Here is a 16,924-nt window from a genome sequence, read left to right on the forward strand (position 1 = left end):
GGACGCCAGGGGTACGGACCGGGCCCGGCGAAGCTCGCCTGGCTCCGCCGGGCTCCGCATGCCGACGCGTCTGTTCGAGCCGGGTGTCATCCTGATGATCCGGTCCGGAGGATGCGGTGCCGCGTCCGACCGATCCCCGCACACCGGCGCGGATTCCGTCAGACGGGTGCGAGTGTGGTCGCGTGGCTTGCGCTGAGCCGTGCGCGTACCTGCTGCAACAAGCCCGAGGGGTCGTCCTCCCCGGCGCGGTCGGCGGGCAGTGTGGACGAGCCGTGCAGGGATGCCAGGATTTTCCATTGCCCGCCATCGTCGGTGAGCACGAACAGATGACGCGCGCGCTGCCAGTGATAGCGGTGGTGACGGTGCTCGGTGACGGCGACCGTCACCTGGTCCGCCGGGACAACCTCACGCAGAATATGACCGGGCAGCGGGGGTTCGAATCGAAACAGCCATCGGTAGCGCTCTTCGATGTCGGTGCCGAACGCCTCGGGATGGCGGCCAGGAAAGTGCGCGCCGTACGCGCAGTACAGCTGGGCGACGGCGGCAGCGTCGCCCGCCTGCAGAGCGCGGTTGTATCGGCGCACGACATCGCGAATCTCAGCGATCGTGGATCCGGTCATCTCCACTACGTTTCCTCCGGCTGATCGTTCGGTGCGGGGTGCACGCATCCTGCACCGAACAGATAACCGCCGCAATCGCCGCGCAAACCTTCCGGCACCGGGTGTTCGCGATCGTTTCGTGGCGGATCCGAGCGCCGCAACCCACATCCGCGCAGTCCCTCCCGACGAACCGTCGAATCCGGCCGGCACCTGCTTCGAGTGCTGCCCGTGTCGAAAGTGCGGGTCGCCGCAGACCCCCTGGCACCGCGGCGACCCTCACCACCATCGCGTTCGTTCCGCGTGTCCCACGAGACGCGGAATCTGCTGCGGCACGGCCACTCCGAAGATCAGCCGCTCCACAGCAAGCGTGATGGTAATGACGATTGCCCGACCGTGCTGCTCGCTGGGCAGGGGTCGGCCGGAGACCTTGTCCTGTCGCGTTTGCTCGCGGTGGCGATGGCGATCGTTTCGCCCAGTCGGCCGAGGCATCCGCACTGGCGATCACCCCTCGTATGTCGCAATCGAAGACACTCAGGGCATTTCGACCGCCGCAGCGTGTCCGCGCGAGGCTTCACGCACAGCAACAGCACGGTGCAGGAGGACCGGCCTGTTCAGGGGTGCTGTGACATCCCGGCAATCGGTGGCCGACCCGTTCGCGTGTGCATTGTTGCCGGCATGACCGGCGGCGACAGTGACAGCGGAGCCGCTCGTGCATCGAGCGGCAGCGGCGATGCCCGCGAAAAATCGGCGCTAGCGGGATGTTACCGAGTACGGTGTCTGTGCGCCTGGGCACGAGCGTCGCGACCCGGCGCGGGCGGGTGTCGAAAGGGAATGCAGATGGTAGTGACGAACCTCTTCGCCGTGATCCAAACCCTGTTCCTGGCGGTGTGGTTCGGCTCCATGGTGTATTCGGTCGTGGTGGTACAGCAGTTCCAATTCAAGGCCGAGGACCCCGAGGAGATCGAGGAAATGGGCCAGATGATGGCCGACGGGTCGCGGCAGCGGATTGCGCGATTGGCGATCATCGCGGGAATCAGTGGCGTCATGGCGGCGATCACCCGGGCGGTGCACACACCGGCACCCGGCGGCGCCTGGGTCGCGCTCATGATCGTCAAGGCGGTGCTGTTCGTTGTGGCCTGTGCCGCGTTCGGCTTCCAGTCGTGGTGGGTGTGGCCGAAGCGGATCTTCGCCCGGACCGAGGAAATGCCGGGGATCCGTCGCACCTTTTTCACGCTGTCGCTGACGATGGCGGTGACGTTGGGCGCGATCCTGGCGATCGACGTGGTGGCGCAGTCGCTCTGAGCGGCTCGCGGTGGTCAGGCTCCGCCGGCCATCGCCGAGAGAATGGTGACGGTGGCGCCGTCCCGAACCTCCGTGTCGAGTCCGCGATCCTGACGCACATCGGTGTCGTCCACATAGACGTTGACGAACCGCCGCAACCTACCGTCGGTGAGGAGGCGGCCGGAAAGTCGTTCATACCGGCTTTCCAGATCGGCGAGCACGGCCGCCACGGTCGTGCCTGTCGCCTCGACCCGCTTGGCCCCGTCCGTATGCGCGCGAAGCACCGTCGGAATCGTCACGGTCACCGTCATCGGGCCGTCTCCGTTCTCGATCGCAGCTGGCTGGTCGCTCGGATACTACGCTGAAAGCCACTGTGACCCGAGGGGTTCGGGTCGAATCCGACTGCCGGGGATCGGAGCCAAAACTCCTCCCGGCCGCGGCGACTCCCCTACCATCGACCCGATGGTGCTGGTGAACCGGAGAACCTCGTGGTGAGCGACGACTACGACGTCATCGTCGCGGGCGGCAGTTTGGCCGGTTGCGCGGTGGCGATCCTGCTGGGCCGCCGCGGCCTACGCGTTGCTGTTCTGGAAAGTCATCGCGATCCCGCCTTCTACAAGCGAGCCTGTACGCATCTGATCCAGCCGACCGCGTTGCCGACGGTGCGCCGGCTGGGTCTGGACACCGCGATCGAGGCGGCCGGCGGGGTGCGCATGTACACCTCGATGTGGACGCCGGCCGGATGGGCGAACGAACGCGGTGCGGGGCATCCCGACCGGCACGGGTACACGGTGCGCAGGTCGGTGCTCGATCCCCTGATCCGGAAGATCGCCGCCGCGACCCCGGGCGTGGAACTCGTTCTGGGTGCCAAAGTGGTGGGCCTGCATCGTGACGGCAACGGCCGGATCGGTGGTGTGGTGGCGCGGATCGACGACGCGGAGACCACGGTTCGCGCCCGTCTGGTCGTCGGTGCGGACGGCGCGAGTTCGCGAGTGGCTCCCGAGGCGGGTCTACGGGCGGTCTCGTCACCGAACCGCCGATCGTGCTACTTCGCCTACTTCCGCAACGTGCCGGTCGAGGAGGGAAATTTCCGGGTGTGGCTACGGCCTCCCGATGCGCTGGGGCTGATCGGCGCCGACGACGGGCTCACGCTGATCTCGATGTTGCTCGACGCACCGCACGTTCGGGAGTTCCTCGCCGACAAGGAGAATTATCTCCGGCGACGGTTCGCCGACGTACCGGATCCGCCGGATCTGTCCGCAGCGGTACGGGTTTCGGAGTTCATCGGTGCTCGGGACAAACCGAATCTGACCCGTCGCCGGATCGTGCGTCCCGGTCTGGCCCTGGTCGGCGACGCGGCCCTGGTCGCGGATCCGCTGCGGGGCGTCGGCTGTGGTTGGGCGCTGGAGGGCGCCGAATGGCTCGCCGACGCCACCGCCGATGCCCTCACCGTCGGCGATACCGACGGCCTGGACGCGGCCCTACGCCGTTATCAGCGGCAGCACCGCCGGGCACTGTGGCCGCAACAGTTCCTGTTCAACCGCAATGCCCGGTTGGCCATCCCGCCCTGGGGGTTCCGCAAGGTGATCAGCACGATGGCATCGGATCCACAAGTGGCCGAACTGTTCTGGCCCGTCGTCCAGCGTGCCGCGCCGGCCTCGAGCATCCTCACCCCGCATGTGCTGACGGCCCTGCGCCGGTCCTCCGGGGCGAACCGCGACGCCTGGTACCACCCGCGCACCGCCGGATCCGGTGCCACCGGCGAGCTCCCGCGCCGCGCCGAACAGTGACGGCCGCGCGGATGCAGCCCGCCCGGCGGCGACCCCGGATGTGATCACAGCGGCCCGAATTCTTCGTCGACCAAACCGAACAATTCGTCGTCGGTCGCCTCGCCCAGTTCGGCCGTGACATCCGCACCGAGACCGAGGCGGGTGCGGGCGGCGGTCAGGAACCGGCTCAATGTGTCTCGCGCGGCCTCCCGGTCGGCCGCGTCGTCCAGGGTGTCGAGCAGTGCGTCGACCTGTTCGAGCGCACTGCCGAGCCGGGTCAGCGGCGACGGGGCGGGAGCGGGCACGAGGCGTGCGGCGATGTAGTCGGCCACCGCCCGCGGTGTCGGATAATCGAACACGATGGTGGAGGGCAACGGCAGACCCACCGCATGGGCGAGCCGGTTCCGCAATTCGACCGCACCGAGCGAGTCCACGCCGAGATCGGAGAACGAGTCGTCGGGACCGATGGACGGAGTGTGCGCCACCACGGCGACCTGGTCTCGCACCAGTTCCGCGATGATGTCGGCGCGCTCGGCGGCCGTACATCCGATCAGCCGATCCGACAGTGCCGATTCCGGGCGCTGCGCCGCCGTCCGGACGGTCGCCGGACCGGGCAGCATGGGGTGCCGGTCGGCAGCCGCGGCCTGCGCGTCGATCCGGATGGGCACCGCGACCGCGCAGTCGGTGCTCAGTGCGAGATCGAACAGGGTGAGCCCGGTTTCCGGTTCCAGCGGAGCGATCCCGAGACGTCGCCACCGTGCCAGGTCGGCCTCCCGTAGCCGGCCCACCATACCCTCGTTCACATCCCACGGACCCCAGGCGAGCGACAGGCCGGACAACCCGGCCGCACGCCGGCGCTGCACCACCGCATCGACTGCCGCGCTGGCGGATGCGTAACCGCCCTGGCCGGCCGGACCGAGGAGTCCGGCCACCGAGGAGAACACCACGAACGCCGGCAGGTCCAGGTCGCGTGTGAGCTCGTCCAGGATCAGCGCGCCCTCGACCTTCGGCGCCCAGGCCCGCTCGAGTTGTTCGGGAGCGAGCGACGCGACGACGGCGTCGTCCAGTACTCCGGCAGCGTGCACGACCGCCGAAAGCGGTTGGCGCGCCGCGACATCGCGTAGCAGTGAGGCCATCGCCTGCCGGTCGGCGACATCGACGGCGGGCGTCGTCACGTCGCACCCCGCGGCGGACAGTTCGTCGACCAGCTCCCGCGCGCCCGGCGCCGTTGCGCCGCGCCGCCCGGCGAGCACCAGGTGCCGGACGCCGTGCGCGGCCACGAGATGCCGGGCCAGCAGTGCCCCCAATCCGCCTGTGCCGCCGGTGATCAGCACCGTGCCGGAATTCCACCCATCACAGGTGCGGCCTCCCGCCCGGGTGGTGCGGGCCAGGTGGGGTGTCAGGGCGGTGGCTCGAGCCGGATCCGGCGCTCCGCTCGACCGCCAGGCGAGCTGCGGATAGTCGGCGGCGGTCACGACATCCCATTCGATTCGGCCCGGATCGTCGGCGTCGACGAGAAGGAAGCGGTCCGGATACTCGGCCTGCGCCGAGCGCATCAAGCCCCACACGCCCGCGCCCGTCACGTCCCCCGGCTCGCCGGGCGCGCACGCGACCGCACCGGAGGTGACCACCACCATCCGCGTCGCCGCGAGCCGGTCCTCGCGCACGAACTCCTGGACCAGGCGCAGCAGCTTCGCCGCGCCGATTCCGCCGTCGACGACTACGAAATCCGGCGCCTCCACCACATCGTCCAGACCGGGGTGACAGGCGCCGATGACGTTGTGGCTCAGACCGATTCGATCCGCCACCGCGGCGCCGAAGGTGGCCTCGCCCAGCACCGCTACCGATGTCGTCGAGGTCTCGGCGCGGGGATCGACCGGCCGCCAGATGGTTTCGAACAACGATCGGTGCCCCGCTCCGCGATGCGCCATCAGCTGCGCGGTCTCGACCGGCCGGAAGCTGATCGCATCGGCCGTGAGGACGGGCCGGCCGGCGTCGTCCACCGCGGCGACGGTCCACGCCGAATCGCCCGCGGCGGCGATCCGCGCGCGCAGCGCGGTCGTCCCCGGCCGGTAACGCCGGACACCGCGCCAGTCGAACAGCATTCGACCGGTGCCGGTCGCACCGAACCCGACGACCGCGCCACCGTGCAGTACCGCATCGAACAGGCCGGGATGTAATCCGTAGGCCGCCGCACCGGCGCGCTGATCAGGGTCGGCCACGATCTCGGTGTACAGGATTCCGTCGCGTCGCCAGGCGGCCCGCACGGCGCGAAAGGCCGGACCGTAATCGAATCCGTATCCGTCCAGCCGCGCGTACACCTCCTCCGCACCGACGTTTTCCGCGCCGGGGGGCGGCCAGGGCCCGTGACCGAGTTCGGCGAGCGCCGCCGCGGCGTCCGGCTCGGTCGTGGTCGGGGCCATCGATCCGGCCGCATGCCGAATCCAGTCCGCGGCCTCGTCGTCGGGCCGGGACAGAATCGTCACCGATCGGGCGCCGGTATCGTCGGGGGCGCCCACACTCACCTGGATCTGCACGGTCTCGCCCGCGCTGAGCAGCAACGGCAGCTCCAGGGTGAGGTCGCGCAACAGCTCGCAATGCACGTGTTCGCCTGCCCAGGTGGCCATTTCGACGAACGCGGTCGCCGGCACCACCACCTCCCCCAGCAACATGTGGTCGACGATCCACGGGTGGGTCTGCGGGGACAACCGGCCGGCGAAGACGAGCTGTCCGGTGTCGGCGACCGGCAGCCGGCTGGTGAGGATCGGATGGCCGGCACCCGCACCCCCGTCGCCGGGGATCGAGTCGAGCCAGTACCGCCGATGCTGGAACGGATAGGCCGGTAGGTCGACTCGGCGCCCGCCGCGCCCGGCGAAGAACCGCGCCCAGTCCACCGGCATGCCGGTACAGTGGGCCTCCGCCACGGCCCGGATCAGCGTATCGACCTCGTTTCGCCCGGAACGCTGGGCGGCCACGACCGGGATCTCGCCGAGTGTCCGCGCGACCATGCTCGCCAATACACTGTCGGGTCCGATCTCCAGGAAGCGGACCGCCCCGGCCTCGTGGACCGCGGTGAGTCCCGCCGCGAACAGGACGGTGCGGCGCACCTGCCGCACCCAGTACCGCGGGTCGGTGAACACCTCGGACTCGATGCGCCCGGTCACCGTCGAGGCGATCGGAATTCGCGGAAGCTGCCAGGTCAGCTCGTGGCACACCGCCTCGAACTCGGCGAGCATCGGATCCATCAGCTCGGAGTGGAAGGCATGCGAGACCTGGAGCCGGCGGGTGCGGCGATGCCGCCATCGCCGCGCCATCGTCTCGATTCCGGCCGCCGGACCGGAAACCACCAGCGCGCCCGGAGCATTCACCGCTGCCAGTCCGACTCCCGGTGGCAGATCGGTGATTTCGTCCGGGTCGGCGTCGATCGCCAGCATGGCGCCGCCGGGCGGCAGATTCGCCATCAGCCGCCCGCGCGCCCGCACCAGCCGCACCGCATCGGCCAGATCCAGTACACCGGCCAGATGCGCGGCGGCGATCTCCCCGATCGAATGGCCCACGACCAGATCGGGTGTCACACCCCAGGATTCGAGCAGCCGCGCCAGCGCGACCTCCACCGCGAACACGCCCAGCTGGGTGTTGTCGGTGCGGTCCAGGTCGGTGTCGGTCGCGAACAACCAGTCCGGATCGCAGATCTCCCGGATGGCCGTGGCGTACACCGGGAAAGCGTCGAACAGTTCGCGGCCCATTCCGGATCGCTGTGCGCCCTGACCGGAGAAGATGAAGGCGGTGCGGCCCGATATCGCCGGTACCGGCACGACCCGATCCAGCCCGGCGGGATCCAGCACTGCGGCGCGCCAGCCGAGATGTGCACGGGCGGTGGCCAATTCCCATCCCACATCCACCGCTCGCAGTCCGGAAGAGCTGTCCCGCAGGCGCTCCGCCGCGGCATGCACCGCCTGCGCGGTCCGCCCGGACAGCAGCCACGGAACCGGAAGCGGTGAATGCTGCTCCTCGGCTCCCTGCTCCGGCTCGGCCGGGGCTTCTTCGAGAATGACGTGGGCGTTGGTTCCGCTGATACCGTACGAGGACACCGCCGCCCGCCGCGTCCCGCGCGTCTCCCACGGCCGCGGCTCGGTCAGCAGTTCCACCGCCCCGGCCGACCAGTCCACGTGCGGGGTCGGGGTATCGGCATGCAGGGTGTGCGGCATGGTGCGGTGCCGCATGGCCTCCACCATCTTGATCACGCCGGCGATTCCGGCCGCACCGACGGTGTGCCCGATATTCGATTTCACCGAGCCGAGCCGGGCGGGCCGATCGCGGTGCTGCCCGTAGGTCGCGAGCAGGGCGCGCGCCTCGACCGGATCGCCCAGCGGCGTTCCGGTGCCGTGTGCCTCCAGCAGGTCCACATCCGCGGGGGCGAGGCCGGCGGTGGCCAGCGCGGCCCGGATCACTCGCTCCTGGGCGGACCCGCTGGGGGCGGTCAACCCGTTCGAGGCCCCGTCCTGATTGGTCGCGCTCGCTCGCAGGACCGCCAGCACGCGGTGGCCACGCGCGCGTGCCTGCGACAACCGTTCCACCGCAACCAGTCCCACGCCCTCGGCGAAGGCCACCCCGTCGGCGCCGGCAGCGAACGATTTGCAGCGGCCGTCCGGCGACAATCCGCGCCGGCGCGCGAAATCCACGAACAGATACGGCGATCCCCAGACCGAGACGCCGCCGGCGAGTGCGAGCGAACACTCTCCCGCCCGGACCGATCGGGCGGCCAGATGCAGGGCGACCAGTGACGACGAGCAGGCCGTATCGACGGTAACCGCGGGGCCGGCGAACCCGAACACGTAGGCCAGTCGCCCCGACAACACGCTTTGTGTGGTGCCGGTGAGCCGGAAACCCTCGAGCTCACCCGAGACCCGCGGGTGATAGTCCGCGATGGTGGCTCCGACGAAGACGCCGACGTCGCTGTCGCGCAAGGATTCCGGATCGATGCCGGCATCCTCGAGTGCCTCCCAGGCCACCTCCAGCAATAGTCGCTGTTGCGGGTCCATGGCCGCCGCCTCACCCGGCCCGATTCCGAAGAACTCCGCATCGAATCCGGCGACATCGTCGAGGAATCCCCCGGTACGAACGTAGACGGTGCCGGGGGTGTCGGGATCGGGGTCGTAGAGGCGGTCGAGATCCCAGCCGCGGTCGTCCGGGAAACCCGATATGGCGTCGACACCGGAAGCGACCAGATTCCACAGGTCGTGTCTCGACATCACCCCACCCGGGAACCGGCAGCCGATGCCGACGATCGCGAGCGGTTCGTCGGTGGGACCCACGTCGGGACGCGGGATCGGCGCGGCAGGTGTGGCGCCGTCCCCGGTGCTCTCGAGGAGAAACCGGACCAACGCCGCGGGAGTCGGGTGGTCGAATACCAGCGTGGCGGGCAGGGGCAGACCCGTGGCCCGGGCGAGACGGTTGCGCAATTCCACACCGCCGAGGGAGTCCAGACCGAGGTCGGTGAACGCGGCGGACGAGTCGATCACGGCTGCACGGGTATTGGTGACCAGCGCGAGCTGCTCGCGCACCAGCTTCTCCACCGTGTCCGCGCGGGCCCTGCCGTCGAGCCCGGCCGGCCGGGCGCTCAGCACCGAGGATTCCCCGAAATCCGGTCGTGCCGGGCCACGCAGGAGGGAGTGCCCCGTGCCCGCGCGTAGTACGGCATCCTCGACCCGCAGCGGGACCAGCACCGGCGCAACCGAATTCGGGGCCGTGTCGACCACCCGCAAGGCGGCCTCGCTGTCCAGGGGCGCGATACCCAGGCGGCGCCACCGCGCGGTGTCGGCAGCGCTGAGCCGGCCGGCCATCCCATCGCGCACATCCCACGGCCCCCAGGCGAGCGAGACCGCTGGGAAGCCGGCGGCGCGCCGGCGCCGGGCGACGGCATCGAGTGCGGCATTGGCCGCGGCGTAGGCGGCCTGACCGGCGGTGCCGAGTACGCCGGCCGCGGAGGAGAACAGGACGAATGCCGTCAGGTCGAGCTCGCGGGTCAGCTGATCCAAAACCAGTGCGCCGTCGACCTTCGGCACCCACACGCGGCGCACCTGTTCGGGAGTCGCGGACGCGACGGTGGCGTCGTCGAGCACCCCGGCGGCGTGCACAACCGCCGAGAGCGGGGCCGCGGTGGGAATCGCGGCGAGGACGGCCGCGACAGCGTCCCGGTCGGTCACATCGCAGGCCGAGACGGTCACCGCACATCCGGCCGCAGCCAGATCCGCGACGAGACCGTTCGCGCCGGGAGCGTCGGGGCCGCGCCGGCTCAGGAGAATCAGATGCCGTACGCCGCGGCCGGCCAGATGCCGGGCGACCACCGCGCCGAGCCCACCGGTGCCGCCCGTGATCAGCACCGACCCTGCGCCCCATGGTTTCTCGGGTTCGGCCGAGTCCAGCGCGACGGAGGCGAGGTGCGCAGCGGCGACCGCCCCGTTCCGCCGGCTCAGCTGCGGGTATCCGGCTTCCGGCACCGCATACCAGTCGACGCCGCCGGGGTCGTCGGTGTCGACCAGGAACACTCGGCCCGGATGTTCGGACTGCGTCGCACCCACCAGTCCTCGGACGCCCGCGGCCACCGGATCGATGTCGCCATCGCGGGTGTGCACGATCAGCCGGGTCCGGGCGTACCGCTCGTCGCGCAGGAAGTGTTGTAGCCGGTCGAGCACCGCCGCGACGCCGGCCGAGCCGTCCACGAGCGCGACGGCGGGGACCGCCTCTGCCGACGGGTCGAACTCCGGGACCGGCTGCTTTCCTGCCGTGGCCGGCATCGCGATCGGTATCCACGTCGGTTCGAACACGGTCGCGGCGGAATCCTGCGCCCGATGGTGCGCGTCCAGGTCGAAGGACCGGAATACGATCCGGTCGACCGACAGCACCGGCCGGCCGGCCGGATCGACGGCGGCCACACTGAATCCATCGGCTCCCACCGCCGTGGCGCGCACCCGCAGCCGGGTCGCGCCGGTCGAATAGCAGCGCACGCCCGCGAACCCGAACAGCAATCGCCCCTGCCGCTCCGGCAGATCCTCGGCGAGCGCGTACTGCGCGAAGCCGGCCTGTAGCGCGAGGTCGAACAAGGCCGGATGAACGCGGTAATCGCCTGCCTCCGAAGCGCATTCGTCGTGCAGCCGGACCTCGGAGAACACCTCTCCCGGGCGGCGCCACACCCCCTCGATACCCAGGAACGCCGGGCCGTAGGTCAGACCCGCGACGTCACCGATCCGCTCCAGAACCCGTTGCGGTGGTATGGGTTCCGCCGCGGACGGCGGCCAGTGCGGCTCATCGGCCAGGCGGGCGAGCAGCGGATCCGCATCCGGATCGGTGTCGATCCCGGCAAAGGCGCCGGAGCCCGAGCGAATCCAGTTCTCCTGCTCGCCCATCCGGAACGCGACGGTGAACGGGCGGCGGCCGTCGGCGTCGGCGGGGTCGATGAGGATCTGCATCGCCACCACCCCCTGTGCGGGCGGCCGGATCGGCGCGGACAGCGTCAGTTCCGCCACCCCACCGCATCCGGCCTCCGCCCCGGCACGCATCAGCATCTCCACCACGGCGGTACCCGGGAAAACGGGTGTCCCGAAGGACAGGTGGTCGGCCGCCCACCGATGGGTGCGCAGCGAGAAACGGCCGGAGAACAGCCTTTCCCCCGCCCGAGCGAGAGTTTCGGTGCCGGTCAGCACGGGATGGCCGAACGGTGTGCCGAGACGTTCGGCCGCCGGGTCGATCCAGTAACGGCGGTGCCGGAACGGATATCCGGGCAGATCGACCCGGCGCGCGTGCTGCCCGTCGAAGAACAGCCGCCAGTCGACCCGGATCCCCGCGCAATGCGCATCGGCCACCGCCCGGATCAGTGTGTCGACCTCGGCCCGCCCGCGCCGCTGCAGTGCCAGCACCGCATCGGCGTCGATCACACCCGCCAGCGCCGCATCCGGGCCGATCTCGACGAACCGGGTACCGCCGCCCGCTCGCACCGCACCGATCGCATCGGCGAACCGGACCGGCTCTCGGACCTGTCGAACCCAATACTCCGGGTCGGCCGGCAGATCGGTCTCCAGGCGTCCGGTCACTCCGGAGGCCATCGGCAGATGCGGTGGGTTCCAGGTCAATTCGCGGCAGATCGCCGAGAATTCGGCCAGCACGGGTTCCATGAGCTCGGAGTGGAACGCATGCCCGACCCGCAGTCGCCGGGTCCGGTGCGCCGTCCGCCGCTCGAAGTCGTCGATCCCCGACACCGGTCCCGACAGCACCACCGACCGCGGGCCGTTCAGCGCGGCCACAGCGACGCCGGCGGGCAGCTCACCCAGCTCGTCCGGCCCCGCGGCGACGGCGAGCATGGCGCCGCCGGCCGGAAGCGCGGCCATCAACCGGCCGCGCGCGGTGACCAGCCGTACGGCGTCGTCGAGGGACAACACCCCGGCGATATGGGCGGCGGCGATCTCCCCGATCGAATGACCGACGACCACATCCGGGGTGACGCCCCAGGATTCGAGCAATCGGGTCAACGCGACCTCGAACGCGAACAGGGCCAGTTGTGTGTTGTCGGTGCGGTCGAGGTCGGTGTCGGCGCCGAACAGCCACTCCGGATCACAGATCCGGCGGAGGGTGTCGCGGAAGACCGGGAAGGTGTCGAACAGCTCCCGCCCCATCCCCGGCCGCTGTGACCCTTGGCCGCTGAAGACGAACACCGTCGCACCGGGAACGACCCGGATCGGGCCCGACCCGGCGCCGTCCGGATCGTCGATCCGGGCGCGGTACTCGAGATGCGCTCGGGCGCAGGCCAATTCGTAGCCGATATCCACGGCGGGCGTGCCGGGATTCGCCGCGATCCAGGTCCGCACCCGCTCCCCTTGTGCCGCAGCGGCTTCCGGCGACCGGCCCGACACCAGCCACGGAACGACCGGCAGTCCCGGGCCGGGTGCCACGCGCGCCGAAGTCGACTCCGAGGTATCGGATCCATCCTGCGGGGCCGGTCGCCCGCTCTCCTCGGTGGCCTCCTCCAGAACGAGGTGCGCGTTGGTGCCGCTGATCCCGAACGACGACACACCCGCCCGGCGCGGCCGCCCCGCCACCGGCTCCCAGGCGCGGGCCTCGGTCAGCAATTCCACCGCACCGCCGGCCCAATCGATGTGCGGGGACGGCGGGTCCGCGTGCAGGGTCCGGGGCGCGACGCCGTGCCGCATCGCCTGCACCATCTTGATCACGCCCGCCACACCGGCGGCGGCCACGGTATGCCCGATGTTGGATTTCACCGAGCCGAGCCACAGCGGCCGATTCCGGCCCTGCCCGTAGGTCGCGAGCAGTGCCTGCGCCTCGATCGGGTCGCCGAGTCTGGTCCCGGTGCCGTGTGCCTCGACCACGTCCACATCCCCCGGCGCCAGCCCGGCATCGGCCAGGGCGGCCCGGATCACGCGCTCCTGCGCCGGGCCGTTCGGCGCGGTCAGTCCGTTCGACGCGCCGTCCTGGTTGATCGCCGAACCTCGGATCACCGCCAGTACTCGATGCCCGTTCGCCCGCGCGTCGGACAGGCGCTCCAGCATCACCAGGCCGGCGCCCTCGGCCCATCCGACGCCGTCGGCGGCCGCGCCGAACGATTTGCATCGCCCGTCCGGCGCCAGTCCGCCCTGCCGGGCGAATTCGACGAGCAGGAACGGCGACGCGAGCACGCTCACCCCGCCCGCCAATGCCGCCGAACATTCACCCGACCGCACCGACGCTGCCGCCAGATGCAGCGCGACCAGCGATGACGAGCACGCGGTATCCACGGTCAGCGCCGGACCCTCGAACCCGAAGACATAGGCCAACCGGCCGGAGATCACACTGGCATGGCGACCGGTCAGCCGCAGTCCCTCCGCCCCGGCGTCGTTACCGTGGTAGCCGGCGTCGCCCGCGCCGACGAAGACGCCGATACCGCTGCCGCGGCAGGACTCGGGGTCGATGCCGGCGTCCTGCAGTGCGTCCCAGGCCACCTCCAGCAGAATTCGCTGTTGCGGATCCATGGCCGCGGCCTCGCCGGGACCGATTCCGAAGAATTCCGCATCGAAACCCGCCACATCGTCGAGGAATCCGCCGCCACCGGCGTAGCCGGCTCCCGGATGGTCCGGATCCGGACGCCGCAATCGGTCCAGGTCCCATCCCCGATCCTCCGGTAACGGGGATATCGCGTCGTCGCCGCGGATCAGCAACTGCCACAGCTCTTCCCGGGACGAGACGCCGCCCGGGAATCGGCAGCCGATGCCGATGATCGCCACGGGTTCGTCGGTCCGGTCGGCCGTCGGCACAGGTTCGGAGTGTGGTTCGTCTCCGTTCGCGCGGGACCGGAGGAACCGGGTGACGGCGTCGGGCGTGGGGTGATCGAAGACCAATGTCGCGGGCAGCGACAGCCCGGTCGCCTGGATGAGCCTGTCGCGGAATTGGACTCCGCCCGCCGAATCGAGCCCGAGGTCTGCGAAGGTGCGCGCGGTGTCGATGTCGGCGCCGGAGTCGTAGCCGAGCACCGCCGCAATCTGCTCGGCGACAACCGAGTTCAGCTCCCCGAGGCCGACGGCGCGCCGTGCGGGTGAATTCCCCCCGGCTCGCGCCGTCGGATCCGCGCGGTCGGTGTCCCGGGAGGGGATGGACGGTGCCGGCGAGTCGGTATCCAGGGATTCGGCGGGCATCGGCGCGGCGGAGGGCGCGGCGAGCCAGTAGCGATGCCGTTGGAACGCATACGTGGGCAGATCGACGAGCCGCGGCTTCGGGTCGCCCCACCACGTGTGCCAATCCACCGGCAGCCCGTGGGCGTAGGCGGCCGACAGGGCCGCGGTGAAACGATCGGCTGCGCCGTGCCCGCGCCGCAGGGTGTCCAGCACCGGTGCCGGATCCTGCGCGGTGAGCTGCTGGAGGGCGACCGCCAGGCCGGGATTCGGTGACACCTCGACGAATACGCAGGGTCCCTGGGACAGCAGATTCGTCACGGCATCGGCGAATCGGACCGGTTCCCGCAATCCGCGATACCAGTAGTCGCCGTTCAGTTCGCCGGTGTCGACGAAGGCGCCGGTCACCGTCGACATCATCGCGACCGTGCCCGGGTGCGGCGCCACCGGCGCCAGTTCGCGCAGGATCTGTTCCCTGAGCGCGGCGACCTGTGGCGAATGCGACGCGTAATCGACCGGAATCGAGCGGGCCCAGATTCCGTCGCGCGCGCACTCGGCGACCACCTGCCGGACCGGTTCCCGATCTCCGCTGATCACCACCGAACTCGGCGCATTCACCGCCGCGATCGTCACCCCCGCCGGCAGACGTTCCCGGATATCGTCGGCGCCCAGGCCGATGGTCGCCATCGCGCCGCGACCGGCCGGCCCGCGCGCGAGCGCGCGCGACCGCAGTGCGACCACCAGGGCTCCGTCGGCGATACTCAACCCTCCGGCCACGGTCGCGGCCGCGATCTCCCCCTGCGAATGTCCCACCACCACATCGGGTTCCACCCCGAACGCCCGCCACGCGGCGGCCAGCGACACCATCACCGCCCACAATGCGGGCTGCACGACATCCACTCGCGCCAGTAGTTCGTCGTCGCCCAACGCCTGCCGTAGTGACCAGTCCATCCCGGGCACGGCGGCCAGCGCGTCGGCGCAGGCCTGCATCGCCGAACCGAATTCCGGTAGGGCGTCCCATAATTCGAGGCCCATTCCGGTCCACTGGCTGCCCTGGCCGGGAAAGACGAATACCGTGCGCGCGGGCGTCGCCCGCCCGTATACCGGCCCCGGCCGCCCGGCCGCCACCGCATCCAGCCCCGCCAGAAGGGACTCGCGGTCATCGGCGAGCACGACAGCGCGATCCGGGAGTGCGGCCCGGGACGCGACCAGGGAGTAGGCGATATCTTCCGGCGCCGCAGTGGGATCCGCCGCCACCCGCGCCCGCACCCGCGCCGCCTGCGCCGCCACCCCAGCGGCACCGACCGCCGAGACGACGAACGGCAACACCCGAGCGGGCGCCGCCGTATCCGCCGGTGCCGGCGCGATGTCCTCGTTCCGGATGGGTGGCGCCTGCTCCACGATCACGTGGACATTGGCGCCACCCATCCCGAACGACGACACTCCGACCCGCCGGATCCGCCCCGGCCGGGGCCACGGCTCCAGACGATCGACCACCCGTAACCTCAGTTCCGTCAACGGGATTCGCGGCCCAGGGGTGGTGAAGTTCAGGCTGGGCGCCAGCCGGCCCCGATCCAGGCAGAGAACGGCCTTGATCAGGCCCGCGATCCCGGCCGCCGCCTCGAGGTGGCCGATATTGGTCTTGATCGAACCGACCGCCAGGGCAGCGGTCCGGTCGACGGCACCGTAGACGGAACCGAGAGCCCGGGCCTCGACCGGATCGCCCGCGGCGGTCCCGGTGCCGTGCAACTCCACATAGTCGACATCGTCCGGCGTGAGCGCGGCTCGAGCGAGCGCGCCACGGATCGCCGCGGCCTGTCCGGCACCGCCGGGGGCGGCCAGACCCGTGTCTCCCGATCCGGTCGCGATGGCGCTGCCTGTGACGACACCGTAGATTCGCCGCCCCCGTGCCAGTGCGTCCGCGAGCCGTTCCAGGACGACGATCGCACCACCTTCACCGCGGACGTGGCCGTTCGCCCGAGCATCGAAGACGTAGCACCGCCCGTCGGGAGACAGCGCGCCGAACTCGGCGGCCAAGGCGTTGCCGAACGGCGACAGGATGAGATGCACGCCGCCGGCGAGGGCGAGACGTGATTCGCCCGTGCGCAGGCTCTCGCAGGCCAGGTGGACCGCGGCGAGCGAGGACGACTGCCCGGTATCCACGGCCAGGCTCGGCGCGTCGGATCCGAGCACCCGGGAGATCCGGTTCGCGACCACCGAACGACCGAGCCCCGGCAGGCTGTGCCGAGTGATCGCCGTCGGCCCCTGCCGCGACACCAGGTCGCCGTAATCTCCTCCGGCGACACCCAGGAAGACCCCCGTGCGGCCGGGCGCGCGGTCGGGTGCGATGCGGGCGTCCTCCAGGGCCTCCCACGCCAGCTCCAACGCCAGCCGCTGCTGCGGGTCCATCGCCGCCGCCTCGGCCGGCGCGATGCCGAACAGCGCGGGATCGAACAGGTCGACACCTTCGATGAAGCCGCCACGCGGCAGCCCCGGCGGCCGGTCGGCCGGCACCGCGCCGACGGTCTCGATGCCGTCCCGCAGCACCGACCACAGCTCCGCAGGTCCGGACGCACCCGGAAGCCGGCACGCCATCCCGACGATCGCGATGTCGGAGCGG

At 70.8% G+C, this 16,924-nt stretch carries 4 protein-coding genes and 1 pseudogene; 2 read left to right on the forward strand and 3 right to left on the reverse strand.

Annotation, left to right across the window (positions count from 1 at the left end; genetic code table 11):
- Positions 1–158: 158 nt before the first annotated feature.
- Positions 159–620: a nuclear transport factor 2 family protein gene (locus tag ON37_RS27750; RefSeq protein ID WP_157171628.1), complete on the reverse strand. Its 462-nt coding sequence runs from the start codon at positions 618–620 to the stop codon at positions 159–161.
- A gap of 816 nt (positions 621–1,436) precedes the next feature.
- Here ON37_RS27750 and ON37_RS27755 point away from each other — a divergent pair.
- Complete coding sequence (locus ON37_RS27755; protein WP_157171629.1) at positions 1,437–1,901, forward strand: hypothetical protein; 465 nt, start codon at positions 1,437–1,439, stop codon at positions 1,899–1,901.
- Positions 1,902–1,915: 14 nt separating this feature from the next.
- Here the strand turns inward: ON37_RS27755 and ON37_RS27760 are convergent, their stop codons facing one another.
- Complete coding sequence (locus ON37_RS27760) at positions 1,916–2,191, reverse strand: MoaD/ThiS family protein (RefSeq protein WP_040723688.1); 276 nt, start codon at positions 2,189–2,191, stop codon at positions 1,916–1,918.
- Positions 2,192–2,371: 180 nt separating this feature from the next.
- On the opposite strand from ON37_RS27760, the gene ON37_RS27765 reads away from it, so the two are divergent.
- A complete protein-coding gene (locus ON37_RS27765) occupies positions 2,372–3,670 on the forward strand; it encodes an NAD(P)/FAD-dependent oxidoreductase (RefSeq protein ID WP_157171630.1) in 1,299 nt (432 codons plus the stop codon).
- Between the two features lie 308 nt (positions 3,671–3,978).
- On the opposite strand, the pseudogene ON37_RS33935 reads toward ON37_RS27765, so the two are convergent.
- A pseudogene (locus ON37_RS33935) lies at positions 3,979–16,908 on the reverse strand (SDR family NAD(P)-dependent oxidoreductase); the annotation flags it as partial.
- Positions 16,909–16,924 lie beyond the last annotated feature (16 nt).

The organism is Nocardia veterana NBRC 100344 (assembly GCF_000308855.1).
In the GTDB taxonomy this organism is placed as follows: Bacteria; Actinomycetota; Actinomycetes; order Mycobacteriales; family Mycobacteriaceae; genus Nocardia; species Nocardia veterana.

Bases quoted from the DNA above. Each gene is read 5' to 3' on its own strand.
- ON37_RS27750 (WP_157171628.1), bottom strand. From the start codon at position 620: ATGACCGGATCCACGATCGCTGAGATTCGCGATGTCGTGCGCCGATAC.
- ON37_RS27755 (WP_157171629.1), top strand. From the start codon at position 1,437: ATGGTAGTGACGAACCTCTTCGCCGTGATCCAAACCCTGTTCCTGGCG.
- ON37_RS27760 (WP_040723688.1), bottom strand. From the start codon at position 2,191: ATGACGGTGACCGTGACGATTCCGACGGTGCTTCGCGCGCATACGGAC.